Here is a 17,124-nt window from a genome sequence, read left to right as displayed (position 1 = left end):
GTATTAGCTATCATGTACAATCATTAAGGAGATTCATCATTATGCCCGAATACAGACCACAGCCCAGGCTGCCTCAGCAACAGCCTGCTGCATGGCCTCAGCCGCGACAACCTGCTCGCAGGCGCAGAAGCAAAAAGATCCGCAACTGGCTGCTGCTGCTCTTTATTCTGATGCTGACAGCTTCCCTATTGGTTAACCGAAACGACGAACTCGCCAGAAAGCTGCCTTTTGTTCGCAAGGACGCTCCGCCCGTCGTTCAGCTCCACCCTATCGTGGAAGCCAAGAAGGACGAGCTTATTGCAGAGGCTGCCAAGCTTGGCATTTCTATTCTCATTACGGATGATTTTCGCAGCAATCAAGAGCAGGACAGTCTATATGCGCAAGGAAGGACCTCGGATGGTTCAATCGTCACGCATGCGCGTGGCGGGGAATCTTATCATAACTATGGATTGGCGATTGATTTCGCATTGAAAACGAAGCAAGATGAGGTCGTCTGGGATATGGAATATGACGGGAACGGCAACGGTCAAGCCGACTGGATGGAGGTTGTTGAGATCGCAAAGCGCCTCGGCTTCAGCTGGGGTGGCGATTGGGAAAGGTTCAAGGACTATCCTCATTTGCAAATGGATTTCGGCTACTCTATTGAAGAACTGCAGCGCGGCTATCGTCCGCCCGATGTGCTGCTTGAGCACGAATAAAGGGGCTGAGCTGTAAGCCGCTGTGCAAGGTTAAAGTGAAGGATTAAAGAATCTGGGTAACGTTAAATGATCCGTTTGGAGACGATCGACATTCTAACGAATATGCATAACCTTAAGTACGGAAAGCCTCCTCAAATACGGAGAAAACCGCCTAATAAGACGCTGTATATTCCTTAGAATGAGAAACGCTTCATTCGCCACACATAACGTTATCCAGCTTCCTTAGCGACTAGGGCGTGTCTGAAAACCCGCTCAGTGGCCCCTTTCACCGCCTTTTCGCCCCTTGCTTCGTTCCGTTTGCGCAGGCCAACGCCCGGTAGGCCTTCCCAAACGCTCCCCTCCCTTTCCACCGCGAATCATGAAGCAAGAATGCTCATCCTTTCACTGCGCCTTCCGTAATCCCTTCCATAATATAGCGCTGGAAAAACGCATAAATGATCAGCACAGGAATTGCCGTCAGCACCAGTGAAGCCAAAATAAGCGACCATTCCTTATTGTATTCGCCAAACAGCACATTCGTTGACAATATTAACGTATATTGGCTCGTATCTGTAATCATAATGAGCGGCAGTAAAAAGTCATTCCAAATCCAAAGAAAATCAAGAATCGCGATGGTTACGGTAATCGGTAGCAGCAGCGGAAAAATCACCTTAACATACATTTTAAGCTCGCCGCAGCCATCGATATACGCCGCTTCCTCCAGCTCGCGCGGAATTGATTTGACAAAGCCGTGATAGAGAAATACTGCCATATTGACGCCCAGCCCGATATAAATAAACGACAAGCCGTAGATGCTGCCCGATGCGTGCAGCGCCTTTGCCATGCGCGTGAGCGGAATCATAATCGAGTGAAACGGCACGAGCATCGATGCAATGAATAATAGAAACAAAAACCCGCTCAGACGGCCCGGCGTGCGCGACAGCTTATAGCCGGCTAGCGAAGCGCATAATAGAATGCCGAGGATGCCAAGCATGGAAACAGTCGCCGAATTAAGCGAGCTGCTCAGCATATCAAGCCGCGTGAACGCCTCGATATAATTCGCGAAGCTGATCGACTCGGGCAGCGCGATAAAGGAGCGGAACATTTCGCCATCGCTTTTAAAGGAGTTGAGCACGGCCATGTAGATCGGAAACAAGGCAATGAGCGAGCCCAGCGTTAAAAAGAGGTTGACGCCCCAGGATGCAAGCTGCTTCCTTCTCATGATTCAATCTCCTTTCGCTTCGTCAATCTTAGCTGAATAACCGTAAATACAAGAACGATTAAAAACAAAATGACCGATTTCGCGCTCGCATAGCCATAGCGATAATTGTTCGAGAACGCTTCTTCAAAAATGTTCATCGTAATAACCTGCGTGCTGCGGCCTGGCCCGCCGCCTGTCAGCCCATAAACAACCTCGTATACTTTGAAGGCGCCATTTAGCGTTAGGAACAAGCAAATTGTAATCGCATGAGTAATCATCGGCAAGGTGACATGCCAAAACTGCTGATAAATGTTAGCACCGTCAATAACAGCAGCTTCCTTCAAATGCTGCGGCACACCCTGCAAGCCGGCTAAATAAATAATCATCATATAGCCAACGCCGTTCCAAAGCGAGACAATGAGAATCGCGAGGAATGAAAATTTCGGATCGCCGATCCACGCCTGGCCTAAAAATGTGAGCACAGTACGCTCAGCCAGCTGCGGGAAAACCTGCGTGAAAATAAAGGTCCACATAAACGCGCTAATAATTAAGCTGAGCATGTTGGGCATAAAGAACAATGTGCGAAACAGTCCCTTGCTTTTTGTGCGCGACTCAATTAATACCGCAATAAGCAGCGCAATTACATTTTGAAAGATAACCATGCATACGACGTATTTCAGTGTAAACCAGATCGAGTCAAGGAAATAAGGGTCCTCCGTAAACAGCTCGATAAAATTGTCCAGTCCGACAAATTGATAGCTCGGATTCAAGCCATTCCAGTTCGTTAAGCTGTAATATAAGCCGTTGATCGTCGGAATCAATAAAAACAAGGCGTACAATATAAATGCAGGCGCGACAAACGCGAGTAATGAAACATATTTTCGATAGCCTTTCTGTACCATCTGCCTGCTCCTTTCCTGTTCATGTTCAATTCAGCGCGTTATTGATTGACTTTATTGAACGATTTCCAGGCTTTGTCCAGCGCATCAAGCACTTCATCCTGCGTCATTTGGCCTGCAAAATAAGATTGCAAGCCTTTGCCAACCTCATCCTTCACCGCTTGCGGAATTGATGGATCCTGATAAGCCTTGCCTTCCTTCACATATACTGTCGCATCGTCCACCCAAGGATAGCTTTCATACGTATGAACTGTTGCAGTCGGATTGAACATTAACGATTCAAACAAGCCGCTGGAATATTCCTCACTCATCACGAAATTCAAAAATGCTTTGGCTACATCCTTCTGCTTGCTCGCTTGAGATACGGCAAGCGTAGTCGATGCGCTCAAATTAATAAGGGTAGCATTCGGGTCATCATTGATTGGAAGCGGCGCAACGCCGAAGCTCATATCCGGATTGGATTTTAGAATCGTTTCCGCATACCAAGGCCCCTGCAGCCACATTGCCGCCTCGCCTGCTGCAAACTTGGCTGCTCCATCGTCACCGCCAACCTCGAGCGCACGATCAGTTCCGTATTCACTGATCAAGTCAAACACCGTAAACATCTCCTTCATTTCCTGGAAGGAGCCTTCGTCCTTATTCATGCGATCTACAAAATCCTCATTGCCTGTTTTCATCAGCGCGCCTACTGCAAGCGGCAGAACAAGCTGCGGAATCCATGCTTCCTTATAGGACAGCAAAAACGGCGTCTCGCCATTGGCCTTCAGCTGCTCGGCAACCTCTCTTAGCTCCGCAACAGTTGTCGGCACCTCCAGCTTATACTGCTCGAATAGATCTTTATTGTACAGGTAGCCCCAGGACATCGTTTCCAGCGGCACTCCGACAACTTTGCCATCCGTAGTCGTTACAGATTTCTTGACATCCTCCAGCAGCACATCAACGAATGGCTGATCAGACAAGTCCTCCAAATATCCTGCCTTGTAGAACGTTGGCAGTTCATTAATCGCATGCAGCGAGAATACGTCAGGCGCATCATTCGACGCCAGGCGCGTTTTCAATATTTGCGCCGCATTATCTGAGTTTGGCAGCTCAAGCTGCACCGTAACATCGGTATTTTGCGTCTCCTTCATCATTGCGGTGAAATCGGCCGCCAGCTTATCATACTGCTCCTTAAAGCGCGGCTGGGCAATAAATACTTTAAGCGTGACGCTTTTGCCGCCCGACCCTACATTGCTGTCCGTGGAATTGGGGCTGCTCGCGCCATTGCCGCCGTTCCCTCCTGAACCGCAGCCAGCCAGCAATGCGGCAACCAGCGTTAATGATGTCATAAGGCTTGCTATCTTTTTCATAATCATGACCTCCCAAATGATTTGGTTACGCTTTCATTATAAGATTGCGCTTTCATTTTGAAATTGGACAGATTTAATCACTTGGATTGGATTATTTTAAACCTCATGCTGCTTTCTCATCTCGCCGGGTGCTACGCCAAAATATTTGCGAAATACGCGATAGAAATACGTCACATCCTCATAGCCTACCAACTCGGCTATTTCCTTAATCGACAGCTTGCCTTCCTCTATTCGCTGCCTTGCTTCTTCCATTCTAAGCTGCGTCATATAGTCGGTGATGCTGACAGCAAACTCCTGCTTGAATTGCTTGCTCAAATACTCCTTGCTGACAAAAAATGTACTCGCCAGCTCCTCCAGCGTGAGCGGCTGCTTCGCATGCTGCTCAATATAGCCTTTAACCTCAAGCAAATTAAGCCTGGATTTGAATTTGCGCTGATCAATTAATTGCTTGAGCAGCTGCAGGTAGCAGGCAGTCAGCTCATCCCAGCTTAGCTTTGGCGGAGCGCCAGGTTCCTGCTGCCGGTCTGCTGCAGACGTTGCAAGATTATGCCGCTCGGCCAGCTCCCGTGCAAAGCGCAGCAGCTCTTCGTAAAGCTGCTGCTGCAAGCCGGCGGGCAGCTGCTGCTTGGTCCACTTGCTTGCCATTTGCGTCAATACATGCTGCAGTTGCTGCTCCTGCAGCTTGTGGAATGCCTGCTCAATGCTTTGCTTGTAGGCGTCCATCGCATAGAAAAGCGATACGTCGACAACCGCCTGCAGCTGCAAAAGCGCCTCACGACATTTGCGCAGCGCTTCATTCAAAGCGTGACTGTCGATCGGCTTCAGCAAATATTCAACGGCGTTGCAGCGCAGCGCCTTTCGCGCATATTCAAAATCATCATAGCCGCTAATCACGATCAGCTGCGTGTCGGGATAGTGCTGGCAAATATATTCCATCAGCTTGCCACCGTCAACGCCCGGCATTCTCATATCGGTAATGACCAGCTGCAGCGCCTGCTGCTTCATATAGTCGATTGCCTCGGCGCCATCATTGGCCTCATATGTGATCTCCATATCAAGCTCATCCCACGCGCCAAAACGCTTTACAATTTGACGATTCCACGGCTCGTCATCCACAAGCATCACTTTAATCATTGCACATCCCCCTTGTCTGCTGCAGGTATTTTGACCATAACCTCTGTTCCGTTCTGCTCTGAGCTGTTCACTTCAATGCCGTAGCGTCTGCCAAATTGTATATGAATGCGTGAAGCAATATTAGCCAATCCGATTTGCTTGCCGCTCGTCCAGAGCACCTTCTCATTGAAGGCTAACCGTGCGCGCAGCTGCGCCAGCTGCCGGCTGTTCATCCCTACTCCGTTGTCGCGGATGGACATGCACAGCGTGTCTCTATCGGCCGCAAATTGTGTGGAAATATGAAGCTGCCAATCCCCTTGTTTGGGCTCCAGCCCATGGAAAAAGGCATTTTCTACAATCGGCTGCAGTGTCAGCTTAGGCAAGCGCGCCTGCAGGAAGCGCTCGTCACAATCCATGTTTACCTTAAGCCGTCCGCCAAAGCGCTGCTCCTGGATCGTCAAATAATTTTGCACATGCTTAAGCTCTGTCTCCACTGTCGCCAGCTCATCCGGCTCGCGCAGCACATAGCGGAACATGTCGCTAAGCGAGCGAATCATCTGATAGCTTTGCTCTGGCGAGCTGCTGAAAATCATGCTGCCTATCATTTGCATCGTATTTTGCATAAAGTGCGGGTTGATTTGCGCCTGCAGGGCGCGCAGCTCGGCGTTTTTCTTGTCCAGCTCCATCTGATATTCATTCAAAATATGTTCTTGAATGCGATTTTGCATATTGTGCAGCTTAACCTCCAGCAAGCCGATTTCATCGATTCTTGAGCTTATCGGCTGCTGCTCCTGTCTGCGCATAAAGCTTAAGCCGCGCATTGAATGGGCCAGCTGTACAATCGGCTTGGAAATTTGCCAGCCGAGAAATGCAGCAATGAGCATCGACAGCACCGCGGATACGATGCCGACTATGAGACCGTACTTCATCGTTTGAATCGAGCTTTGATGAACAAAGCTTTTCGGGATGACCTTGATAAGTGTCAGCTCAAGCGCCGAGCTTGGGTAATAAAAGATATAAGCGCCGTCTGCGGCTAGATAGTATGGTCCGCCTGCTGATTGCTGCGCTTGCTGTTGCTGTGCCTGCTGTACCTGCTGCACCTGGCGCCATATGTCGGCCGACAATTGTTCGCCGGAGGACTGATAAAGCAGCTCTCCGCTGCCATCGACGAGCAAAATCGGATGATTGCTGCCCTGATTAAGCAAATCAAGCGTTTGATCCATCATGCTCCAGCGCACATCAAGCGAAATGTAGCCCTGCTTCTGCCGATTTTCAAAGCGATTGATGCTGCGGATCATGCGAAATTTGCTGCGATCCTCCTCGTCAGTATGGACTATAAAGTCCTTGTTTTGCTCGACCAGCTGGCTGAAAACCTCTGGTGCAGCTGTTAACGAATTAACGGACGCTTCGTAAGAGTTATAGCGAAACAGCTTTTTGCGATCATCAACATAAATGTCAACACCAACCATATAATTGCCTGCCGAATAATACATATTCGTAATCAAATTCGAAATATTGCGCTGATCGCTGTATTGCTCCGAGAGCGACTGATTGCCGTAATTAGACAAGTAAGCAGACATATCAGGATGAATCAGGGCCGAGTAAATGAGACTGTTCAACTGGTCAAACTGCTGATCCAGGTAAATGCCCGTCCATTTCATATTGGAAAGATTCGTTTGAATGACTTGATCCTCCATTGCTTGTCTGGAATTGGTTGTTGCCAGCAGCGTAACGGCTATCGTAGGCGGAATAACAAGCAGCACCATCGTAATAATTAGTCGAGTCCTGATGCTGCGTTTAAAAGGCAGCATCAGCGTTTGCAGCAGTGAATGTAAGCGCTGTCTAAACATATAAGACCCACCCTCCTGAGCGACTTTGACTTTCAGTAAAGCAACTATAGCAGACGGTGCTCCGCAAGTACATAGGTGTGAAGACGCTAGCAGCTGTAAAATGATTCCTTATGAAAGCACAATCGTATGGAAGGATTCAGGCTCTAAAGTGCGCTGCAGCAGCCTTCCATCGCCCAGCCCAATCGAAATGCTGCGCCCGGCCTTGAATGGATTGGCCAGCACGATTACACGCGAGCCATGCTGGTTGCGGAAAGCAAGCGCATTTCCGGACCAAGGCCCTTGCAAGCCCAGGCGCGTTGCTCCTGCTCCTACATAATGTGCAAAATGCTTCATCACATAATACTCCGGATTCAGCTTATATTGGTTGGTCTGTGGATCGATCGTAACCATGCTGTTTTGCTTCCAGCCCCATGTGCTCATCCCCATAGGCTCCAGCGCCATATTCCAGTAAATATAACCGTTCACGCCATTAATAAAATAATGATGGTACAGATTGAATACATAGCGCGCATAAAACCATGTGTTTTCTCCATCGCCGCATTCATTTTCCGTTTGCAAATATTGCAGCTCCGGATAGCTCATTTGCGTGCGCTGAATCGCATATTTGCCCGCCCATTGATAGCCGACTCCCTTTACATACTGATAAGCCTCGGGATCACTCAGCACCGTATTGGCGTAGCCATTGAAATCTGTTTCCTTCTTTTTCATCCACTCATCCCATGCCTCCGGCGCATTAATCGTGCCTAGCCAAATTTCGCTTGTAATGCCATGCTGCTTAAACGCCGGACCCAAATAATCGCGTATAAACAGTTTAAGCTGCTCGCCTGTCCAGACACAGGAAGGAAACTTTTGATCAGCGACGACTTCATTTTGTACATGGATTTGATGAATCGTTATGCCCTCTGCTGCATAAGCCTGCACGAACTTCACGAAATAAAGCGCATAGGCCTGCAGCACTTGTGGCTCGAAGCGAAGTGTTCCGTAGTTGTATGCTTTCGGGGATTTCATCCAGGTTGGCGGGCTCCACGGCGAAGCAAACAGCTTCAGCTGCGGATTGCGCACTAGCGCTGCCTTGATGTATGGAATCAAATATTGCTTATCGCGCTCAATCGAAAAATGCTCCATCGCGTAATCGCCAGCCGTTTCATTCAAGCTGTACCAATCCAGCGCATAGTCGCTGGCTCCAATCGGCAGACGGCAAATATCGAAGCGCTGGTCGCTCGTCGGTAAAAACAATCGGTCAAGCAGCTGCTCGCGCTCTGCTTGCGGCAGCTTCTGCAGCGCGACATAGCCTAGCTCATTAAAGCAGCCGCCAAAGCCTAGCAGCCTTTGATGCTCGTGATCGGTTAAGCTCAGCCCGCTGCTAGCTCCCTGTGCGACATGAAAGTCGTTTTTCTCCTGCCATTGCTGGCTCTCTGTACTAGTCACCCAAACCATATTATCCATAATCATGATCCTCCTGTTCAAAGCATGTAGCTTGCTTTATCTTGAAATTAGCTCTAGTATAATGGAAAGCGTTCTCTTGCAAGAGGGAGAAAACCAAGTAGAATTTACCCAAATCCGAGGTGAGCAACTGTGATGGCTGCAAATGATCCCGCCAAACTAACCGACGCAAAATTGCTTGATCGTGCTTCCTTTACTGCTGAACAGTTTGCCGGAAGCAAGGAAGATGAGCACACTTCTTATCAATGGCTGCCGAGCATCGATTGGAACATTAAATTTTACGGTGGACATGTACAGCGAGTCGGCAAGGGCTGGTCTGCTCCACTCGAATCGCATATTGGCTTTGAAGTACTGCAGGTACTCGACGGGCAGCAGATAACAACGATTTATGGCGAGCAGTTGGAGCTTGGCAAAGGAGATATTATAATCATTCCATCCGGCATTGAGCATTTGAACCGCTGCGAGTATGAGCATGGGCTAACTTATTTCTGTGCTCATTTTCATATCGATGATCCGTTATTTCGTATTCAGTTGCTGCGTCAGCAGCTAATTTATCATAGCGGCACAGAGCTGAACAAGCAGCTGCAGGAGATCATCAGCAAGTGGCTAAGCATGTTTAAGCCGGAGCAAGCCTACACAAGCACAGATCATTTTCAGCTGCAAATGGTGCTGTTTGAGCTGTGTGTTGCGCTCACTCGCTTGGCAGGGCAGTCAGGGGCAAATGACGGCTCCCAACCGCTAACTTCTACTGCCATCCATTACGCGAAAATGATCGCAGAACGACTAAAGCTGTATTTTAATCAGCATGCGGCAAGTCAACAGCGGAGCAGCCTTGCAGATTTGAAGGTAGAGGCGCTCATTGAGTCGCTAGGCATTAGCAGCGGCTACGGACTCGAGGTGTTTAGAAGCGTATATGGCATTTCACCTCGTAAATATTTATCGGAGCTAAAGCTTCACGAGGCTAAAGTTTTAATCCAGCAAGCACATTTGTCGCTCACCGATATTGCCGAGCAGCTAGGCTACAGTCATTTATCACATTTCAGCCGTCAATTCAAGCGCTGGACTGGAATTAGTCCGCTGGAGTATCGCAAGCAGCTGCTAAAGTAATGCCGCTAGGCGTAAGCTTAATCATTATTTCAAGCAATTAAGGAGGGATTGTATATGAAGCATGTATGGCGTTTATTGGCTAGCCTGATGATGGTCGTGCTGCTGCTGGCAGCCTGCTCCAATGAAAGCACACCACGCAGGGAGCCTGCGACTTTAGCGGATTGGCCTACCTACACATTTGCGGAAATGATCAATGGGAAGACGGACGCAATTGTGCTGACCCATGTCACTGACGTCAAGCAGGTCAGCGGTCAAGACGTCTCGCAGGTTGTACAGCTTGCTGAGTTAAGCTTGCAGGAGACATTGTATGGCAAGCCGACTGGCGATACGATTACACTCTATCAATCCGTTGACAAGGTTAAGCTGGGTGGAACCTACCTGTTGTTTTTACAGCATAGGCCAGAGGAAAGGATGTATGTCGTTGCCGATGCCAACTCACAATCGCTAGTGTCGGAGGGCAAGCTAACGCTGTCGGATGAGCTGGAAATCGATGTAAAGGTGAGCGGCATTGCTGGCACTCATACCCTTGCCGAGCTGCGCCAGCTTATCGAGCAGCAGCAAAAAAATGCCGGGCCGTCCGCAAAGTGAAGCCCTTAAGGCCCTTAAGGCCCTTAAGGCTAAGTCCTCATAAAGCAGTAAGTTAAAGGCTGCAGTTATCCGAGTAATCGTCAAGTCGGATAGCTGCAGTTTTTTCACTTGCCATAGCTATCTGGTGCAGTTATAATGATTGCTAGGTAGTGAATATAATACAGTAGTGAATAATAGTTGCTACATCCTTGTGTTCGTTGATAGAAGTGAGGTGAGAAGGTGGATATTCACGTTCAATTCAAGAAAGGCGCACTAGAGCTTTGTGTTCTTGTTCTCATTCATCGAAAGCCGTGCTATGGCTTTGAGTTAGCTCAGCAGGTTTCTCAATATATCCAGGTGGCGGAAGGAGCACTTTATCCACTGCTTAGAAGACTTGTAGCTGATGGCCATTGTTCAACCTATTTACAGGAATCCAATGAAGGGCCTCCACGAAAGTATTACGTCCTTACCCCGGAAGGCGAGCAATATATGAATGCCATGGTCGAGGAGTGGAATAAGTTCGTATCAAGCGTCTCCAAACTATTAAAGGAAGGTGCAGCTAATGAATAAAGCGCAATTTTTATCGATATTGCGTAAAATGCTCAGCTCTTTGCCGCTAAAGGAAAGAAATGAGCTGCTGGAGGATTATGAGCATCACTATGCCTTTGGTCAAAATGCAGGCAAGACTGAAGAGGAAATTTCCGAGGAGCTCGGCAATCCACATGAGATTGCAGCAGAGGTGCTGGCAGAATATAATCGCAACCAGCCGCTAATTAGCAGCAATAGCCGTTCACGATCGATTATGGCTTGCATTGGACTATTCATGCTTAATTTTGTGCTATGCGTTGTCCCGCTAGGCCTGGCAATCTGGGCGGTTTGGGTCTGTCTTGTTGCTGGCTCAGCCTTGCTTATCCTTTCCCCTCTTGTTGCGCTATTTGATTTTGTTTACAACAGTTATTTTAGCAGCAGCAAATTATTCGCTACCATTGCGATGACGGGTTTAGGAATTATGCTCGCGATGGGCGTCTTCTCTTTAGGAGCACGGCTTAAGAAGGTGACCGTTTCCTACATCAATTGGAATATGAGCATAATTAGAGGGGGTAGATAGAATGAGGAAAAAGCTTTGGATTCTGGCATCCCTACTTATTGCTGTAGGTATTATCGGATTAGCATTTAACAAATTCGATTTCGATGACAATGGACTCGTTCACTTTGAGAAAAGCTGGTCGGTTACGAGCGATCAACTAAACGAGTTGATCATTGATGGAAATTCATCTGATGTAAAAATCGAGTTTAGCGAAAGCAGCAGCGACTTGGCAGATGTAATCATTTCCGGCAAAACGGAGCCTCTTGTCGTGGAAAGGATTGAAGGCACTGAAATGACTGCTCAAACTCTGCAGTTGGATTTGCGTAGATCGAAGCAGTTTAAGCTCATCCAGTTTAATTTCACCGAACCAGAAATCGTCGTACAGGTAAGTCTGCCAAAGTCCAGTGCTCTCGACAAGCTGCAGGTCAATACAGCTTCAGGCAACACGAAGGTATATGATGCAAATGTTGATGAGCTAAGCATTGAAACTCGTTCTGGCGATATCGCCTTGGGCGATGTGCAAGCGACTGAAGCTTCGGTAATCTCTCATTCTGGTTATGTAAAATTAGAGAATATTGCAAGCAAGCTTACGACTACGACCAGCTCCGGAGATATTAAAATTAGAAATTTAAGCGGCGAGCTTGCAGCCGAAAGCAAATCCGGCTATATATCCGTAGTGCAGAAGGAAGCTAACAGCGCTTCTGTTGCGACTTCCTCTGGCGATGTGAAGTTTACTGCTGCCAAAGACTTTGCCGGCTCCTACGATGTAAGCACTAAAACAGGCGATATTAAAATGCCCGAGCAGATCGGCACATCTCAAGAGCTGATCGCCATTCATACTGGCTCAGGAAGTATTACTATAAAGCAATAATACTAGGCCGTGTCTGAAAACCCGCTTAGTGGCCTCGGAGTTCTCAGACACGCCCCAGGGAGCAAAGCATTCCGCAGTCGCTTTTTCGGAATTGCTTTGCTCCTTCGCTATTACGTTTTCTTCCAGAGATTTATGGGGCAGCTGCCTGTCGTGCTTATATTAATAAAACTTACAGCGACTCGTACTTGAAGCTGGCAAATCGCGCAGGTGCTGAGCTGTGCTCAGTCGTGCCATGAGCGTACATTCCTACCGTTACGCCGGTAAATGAGCCGTCAGCGTCTGGGGAAATTCCACTCGCAGGTGCGGAAGCAAGAAGCTCCCAGCTCTCTCCATCAAGCGAATACAGCAAAGTGTAATTCTGCTCCGTAGCCTCAATCGCAAGCTGCAGCTCGTTCTTGCTGGCAAAAGCAGCTTCGTCGATTGCTGCAAAAGCCCGCTCTGCCTGCTTATTGCGCATTAGCGTTGCCTGTACGCCAAGCTTGCCCTCCTGCTTTGTCAAGCCGATCGCATAGTAGCTATGATCGCTTAAGCGCGCAGCAATGCCTGCGGCTTCGCCATTCTGCTGCGGCAAATAGCTCAGCTTAGTCTCGATACGCATCACGTGATGCAGCTGTCTGCGGCACACGTAGACCGTGTTATGGCCATCATGAAGTGATTTGCTGTTGCCGACCAGCGTCAAATACCCTTCATTAGCGTCAAGACTGACCGCATCCTCAGTTGGCAGCACGCGCGTATAGATCCATTCCAACCCGAGCGGTTGCTGTGACGAGAAGGTTGTTACAACCTGCCGAGGCTGTTCGTGCTGCACGATGACCTGATCAGCTGCGCTTTTCGATGGTACTGTGACCTCCATCTGCAGCCCAACATGCCCTTCGTTATTGTCAATCATCGGCCAGCCGTCCACCCACGCAACCGGAGCAAGATACGTTTCCCTTCCCAGCACGCTGCCGCGTTCATTGCGCAAGCGCACGCCGAGAAACAGCGCCCACCAGTTGCCGTCCACATCATCAACCAGCTCAGCATGACCCGTATACTGCAAAGGATGATCGTGCAGCGCATTATGCGTTAAAATCGGATGCTCCAGCATGTCAAACGGACCATATGGACTGCTGCTGCGCCCGATAATTTCCCGATGCATCGGCCCTGTGCCGCCTGAAGCTGTCATCATATAGTACATGCCGTTCATTTTGTACAAATGCGGCCCCTCAACCCAAGGCCCCTCATCCCCTTCAAACACGACGACAGGCTCGGTTAACGCCTCGCCGGTTTGCGGGTTAATTTCATATTGGATAATATGCGATGTATCGCCAAAGCCAGCCTGTGCAGATACGTACACCTTGCCATCATCATCAAAAAACAGCGAAGGATCGATATTGCCATATGGGATGCGAATCGGATCGCTCCACGGACCAGCGGGATCGGTTGCCGTCACATAGAAGTTGCCAATCCCGTAAACATCGGTCGTAATCATGTAGAACACGCCATCATAATAGCGCAGCACCGGCGCATAGATGCCTTGCGAGCTTTGCCGCTCCAGCAAATTCACCTGGCTTTCACGGTGCAGCACATGACCAATTTGCTGCCAATTCACTAAATCCTTGCTGTGGAAAATCGGCACGCCAGGAAAATATTCAAAGGTGCTCGTCACCATATAATAGTCCTCTCCGACGCGAATCGCGCTCGGATCAGGGTAAAAGCCAGGGAGCACAGGGTTGGTGTATGTGTACGTTTTAACCAATATGATCTTCTCCTTATTCCTTTTGTGCTTACTTGGCAAAATCAACAATACGCCAGAACGATTGCTTTGGCTGCTGCTGCTCGTCAAATACAAACGGCCAGTTTTTGCGGCCTCTCACCGGGAAGTCGTCCAGCCATGTATAGTTTTCAGCCGCTCCCCAGAAGGTAACAGCTGTAATGACATCCTTGTACTCACGGAACAGCTCAAAAATTTGAGCATAGCGCTCAGCTTGCAGCTCCAGCATTTGAGCGGTTGGCGCCGTCAAATCGGTACGGCGATCCTCATAGTTGAATACAGAAACATCAAGCTCGGTAATTTGCAGCTGTAGGCCAAGTGCCGCATATTTTTCAATCGCCTCGCGAATTTCCGCTATGCTTGGTCCCGACAAATTCCAATGAGCCTGCAGGCCGATGCCGTGAATCGGAACATCCTGCTCTTGCAGCGACTGCACCAGCTTAATAATTTTATCGCGCTTTACAGGGTTGCATTCATTGTAATCGTTGTAGAACAGCAATGCATTCGGGTCTGCATCATGCGCATATTGGAACGCCTTGGCTATGAAGTCTTCTCCAACTAGCTGCAGCCATTTTGAATCGCGCAGCCATACATCGCTTTTGTCCTCAATGACCTCGTTCACAACATCCCAGGCGTAGATCAAGCCTTTATAGCGGCCAACCACCGTGTCGATATGCGCCTTCATGCGCGCCAACAGCTGCTCGCGCGTAGCCGGCTGACCATGCTCGCCTTCAAACACCCATTCTGTCGTTTGATTATGCCATACAAGCGTATGCCCTCTCATCTTCTTGCCGTTAGCTGTCGCAAAGTCCATCAGCGCATCGGCAGCCTCGAACGTATAGCGCTGCTCCTCGGGATGCACACTAACAAACTTCATATCATTTTCTGCCGTAATGCTGTTGAAATGCGTTTGCAGCAGCTGCTCGGAGCTCTTGATCGTATTCAGATTGACTGCTGCGCCAATATCGAAATAATCCTTATACACTTCCCAAAGCTTTGGTACCTGATTCATCTTCCTCTCTCCTTTTTACAATTATGATCGCGCGTACACTAAAGCTGCGTCAGCGCCCTGGTTTAATAAATCGTGCGGCCTTTTTCATCCGCTATGCCTGATTTGCGGAAAAAGTACGTATTGACAATATCTCGCCATTCCTTGCTGTTTTCCAATTGCTCCTGCAAACGTCCGCTAATATGGGCGAAGCGCTGCTCATCAACCTCGCCGGCAAGCTCCTTCCAGCGCTCAATCCAATACTCCACTCGCTCAACGCCGGCAAAATGCGTATCGTAAATATGCTGGATAACCGTTTTTCCTGAATGTAGCACATGCGTGTACGGCACATGGTGGAAAAACAACAGCAGCTCATCAGGGCAAGTCTCCAGACTTTCATAGCGGGCAGCATGTTCTGGCTCGTACTGGCTCGTGTAGCCTGTTCCGCTGGCAACCGTACGATTAACGCCGATGCCTTTATGATCAGCAAAATGATACGTGCCCCATTTGGAATATTCATAGCCGTCAATGTCTGGCCCGTAATGATAATGCGGCGTCACCATCCAGCCAACGCCTAGCGGCGATGTATAGCTCTCGTAAATCGACCATGATTCCAGCAAAAACTTTACCAGCAGCTGCTGCACAGCATCAGAGTCAGGGAAAGTTATTCGCACCCATTCCTCCGCAATTTGTTCGCTGCTTAGCTCCGGGTTCCACAACAACCGTCCATAGCCGTACAAATTAGCCTGCGCCAAATGATGCCCCGTCCAGTTGTCATCATCGCCAACATTTGTAACTGCGGTAATGCCGCTATGCGCATACGGATGAATGCTGCCTGCCGCGATTTCCTTAACAGTGCTGCCATCGCCCTTCACCTTCGTGTCAAACTCCAGTACTTCCTTCCACTGCGGAATAAGGAAGCATACATGACGCTGCTGACCTGTATATTCCTGCGTAATTTGAAACTCCATCACTGCATTTGTGTTCGGCATCGCGCCAAATAGCGGAGATACTGGCTCACGAACCTGAAAGTCCATCGGACCATTTTTAATTTGCAAAATGACATTGTCGAGAAAACGTCCGTCAAGCGGCTTGAAATGATCATATGCAGCTCGCGCACGGTCTGTTGAACGATCTCGCCAATCCTGATGGCAATCGTAAACGAAGCAGCGCCACAGCACAAGTCCGCCATATGGCTTCAGCGCCTCGCCCAGCATATTGGCGCCGTCAGCATGGTCGCGATTGTACGTAAACGGCCCTGGACGATTTTCCGAGTCTGCCTTCACAACAAAGCCGCCAAAATCAGGGATGACGCTATAGATTTGCTCGGCCTTCTGCTTCCACCACTCCTGCACACGCGGATCAAGCGGATCTGCTGTGTCAACCTCGCCCAGCTCAATCGTCGCTGCATAGTTGACGCTTAAAAACAGCTTAATGCCGTAGCTGCGGAAAATAGCGGCAAACTGTGCGACTTGAGGCAGCAGCTTATCCGTAATTAGAAAGGTTTCCGCACGATGCACGTTAACGTTGTTAATCGCAATGCCGTTAATTCCGATAGATGCCATCAGCCTTGCATAATCGACAATCCTTGGAGAATCGACAAGCAGCTCATTATTGCGGTAAAAAATCGAGCGTCCTGCATAGCCGCGTTCAATACTGCCGTCCATATTGTCCCAATGGTTGATCATGCGCAGTCTGTACTTCGGCTGCTCGGCAAGCTGCAGCGACTGTATGCTTTCCCCTTGCGCCATTAAGCGCAGCAGGTGAAATACGCCATAGAGCACGGCGCGCTCGGTTTTGCCTGTCACGACCAGATACGAGCAGTCTGCTGCCGTAATCGTTTTCAGAAGATAGCCTTCATCATCGTTCAGCGCAGCAATTGGCCCCTGTACAGCCTCCTCCACATAGCTGAAGCTGTTCAATGTGCCGATTGCGAGGAAGCGTTTGGACGCTGCCTTCTCTTCCACCAGCTTCGGCGTTTGCCCGATAAGCCTTGGCAGCGCAAGCTGCAGCTCCTTAATAGCAGAAGCTACCGGTCCCTCGACCGCCGCCTCGCTTGCGACAATTTCGGCTGTCCATTCGCGGTATTGGCTTGCCAGCCCATCATCCTTTACCTTATCATACCTTAGCCATGCATCATACCCGTTGTTCTTCATATGTTTTATCGTCCTCTCTAGCACTAAAAGCTGTGTACGCTCCCATTGAACGGACACAGCCTT

At 49.1% G+C, this 17,124-nt stretch carries 15 protein-coding genes; 6 read left to right on the top strand and 9 right to left on the bottom strand.

The features are described from left to right. The first annotated feature begins 41 nt into the window (after positions 1-41). Complete coding sequence (locus KJS52_RS20765) at positions 42-698, top strand: M15 family metallopeptidase (RefSeq protein WP_213519111.1); 657 nt, start codon at positions 42-44, stop codon at positions 696-698. Between the two features lie 373 nt (positions 699-1,071). Here the strand turns inward: KJS52_RS20765 and KJS52_RS20760 are convergent, their stop codons facing one another. From KJS52_RS20760 to KJS52_RS20735, 6 genes are all read right to left on the bottom strand, one after another. Continuing rightward, on the bottom strand, positions 1,072-1,899 hold the full coding sequence (locus KJS52_RS20760) for a carbohydrate ABC transporter permease (protein ID WP_213519108.1): 828 nt from the start codon (positions 1,897-1,899) through the stop codon (positions 1,072-1,074). Further along, complete coding sequence (locus KJS52_RS20755; RefSeq protein WP_213519106.1) at positions 1,896-2,780, bottom strand: carbohydrate ABC transporter permease; 885 nt, start codon at positions 2,778-2,780, stop codon at positions 1,896-1,898. The genes KJS52_RS20760 and KJS52_RS20755 overlap by 4 nt, the downstream gene beginning before the upstream one ends. Positions 2,781-2,818: 38 nt before the next feature. Continuing rightward, positions 2,819-4,126 carry an ABC transporter substrate-binding protein gene (locus KJS52_RS20750; protein WP_213519099.1) on the bottom strand — a complete coding sequence of 436 codons (1,308 nt, stop codon included), beginning with the start codon at positions 4,124-4,126 and terminating at the stop codon, positions 2,819-2,821. 96 nt (positions 4,127-4,222) lie between these two features. Next, positions 4,223-5,260: a response regulator gene (locus KJS52_RS20745; RefSeq protein ID WP_213519097.1), complete on the bottom strand. Its 1,038-nt coding sequence runs from the start codon at positions 5,258-5,260 to the stop codon at positions 4,223-4,225. Next, the gene (locus tag KJS52_RS20740; RefSeq protein ID WP_246563827.1) at positions 5,257-7,089 is read right to left on the bottom strand and encodes a sensor histidine kinase; all 1,833 of its coding nucleotides are present in this window, start codon (positions 7,087-7,089) and stop codon (positions 5,257-5,259) included. The genes KJS52_RS20745 and KJS52_RS20740 overlap by 4 nt, the downstream gene beginning before the upstream one ends. Before the next feature lie 108 nt (positions 7,090-7,197). Continuing rightward, entirely contained in the window at positions 7,198-8,541 is a 1,344-nt protein-coding gene (locus KJS52_RS20735) for a glycoside hydrolase family 30 protein (RefSeq protein ID WP_373871377.1), read from the bottom strand. 126 nt (positions 8,542-8,667) lie between these two features. Between KJS52_RS20735 and KJS52_RS20730 the strand changes: the two genes are divergently transcribed. The 5 genes from KJS52_RS20730 to KJS52_RS20710 all read left to right on the top strand — a co-directional run bounded on the left by KJS52_RS20730 (position 8,668) and on the right by KJS52_RS20710 (position 12,164). After that, entirely contained in the window at positions 8,668-9,639 is a 972-nt protein-coding gene (locus tag KJS52_RS20730) for an AraC family transcriptional regulator (protein WP_213519093.1), read from the top strand. A gap of 54 nt (positions 9,640-9,693) precedes the next feature. Further along, positions 9,694-10,227 carry a hypothetical protein gene (locus KJS52_RS20725; protein ID WP_213519091.1) on the top strand — a complete coding sequence of 178 codons (534 nt, stop codon included), beginning with the start codon at positions 9,694-9,696 and terminating at the stop codon, positions 10,225-10,227. A gap of 219 nt (positions 10,228-10,446) precedes the next feature. Then, on the top strand, positions 10,447-10,776 hold the full coding sequence (locus KJS52_RS20720; RefSeq protein ID WP_213519089.1) for a PadR family transcriptional regulator: 330 nt from the start codon (positions 10,447-10,449) through the stop codon (positions 10,774-10,776). Then, a complete protein-coding gene (locus KJS52_RS20715; protein ID WP_213519088.1) occupies positions 10,769-11,314 on the top strand; it encodes an HAAS signaling domain-containing protein in 546 nt (181 codons plus the stop codon). The genes KJS52_RS20720 and KJS52_RS20715 overlap by 8 nt, the downstream gene beginning before the upstream one ends. A gap of 1 nt (position 11,315) precedes the next feature. Next, positions 11,316-12,164, top strand: a complete 849-nt coding sequence (locus KJS52_RS20710; RefSeq protein WP_213519086.1) for a DUF4097 family beta strand repeat-containing protein — start codon at positions 11,316-11,318, stop codon at positions 12,162-12,164. A gap of 169 nt (positions 12,165-12,333) precedes the next feature. On the opposite strand, the gene KJS52_RS20705 is transcribed toward KJS52_RS20710, so the two are convergent. The 3 genes from KJS52_RS20705 to KJS52_RS20695 form a co-directional block, all read right to left on the bottom strand. After that, positions 12,334-13,902 (bottom strand): glycoside hydrolase family 43 protein, encoded by a 1,569-nt coding sequence (locus KJS52_RS20705; RefSeq protein ID WP_246563825.1) that lies wholly within the window; start codon positions 13,900-13,902, stop codon positions 12,334-12,336. Positions 13,903-13,930: 28 nt separating this feature from the next. Continuing rightward, positions 13,931-14,929, bottom strand: a complete 999-nt coding sequence (locus tag KJS52_RS20700) for an endo-1,4-beta-xylanase (RefSeq protein WP_213519084.1) — start codon at positions 14,927-14,929, stop codon at positions 13,931-13,933. Positions 14,930-14,991: 62 nt separating this feature from the next. Continuing rightward, a complete protein-coding gene (locus KJS52_RS20695) occupies positions 14,992-17,061 on the bottom strand; it encodes an alpha-glucuronidase family glycosyl hydrolase (protein WP_213519082.1) in 2,070 nt (689 codons plus the stop codon). Positions 17,062-17,124 lie beyond the last annotated feature (63 nt).

The organism is Paenibacillus montaniterrae, assembly GCF_018403185.1.
Lineage (GTDB): Bacteria > Bacillota > Bacilli > Paenibacillales > Paenibacillaceae > Pristimantibacillus > Pristimantibacillus montaniterrae.
Note: the sequence above shows the minus strand (reverse complement) of the source record. Positions and strands in the feature narration are given on the sequence as shown.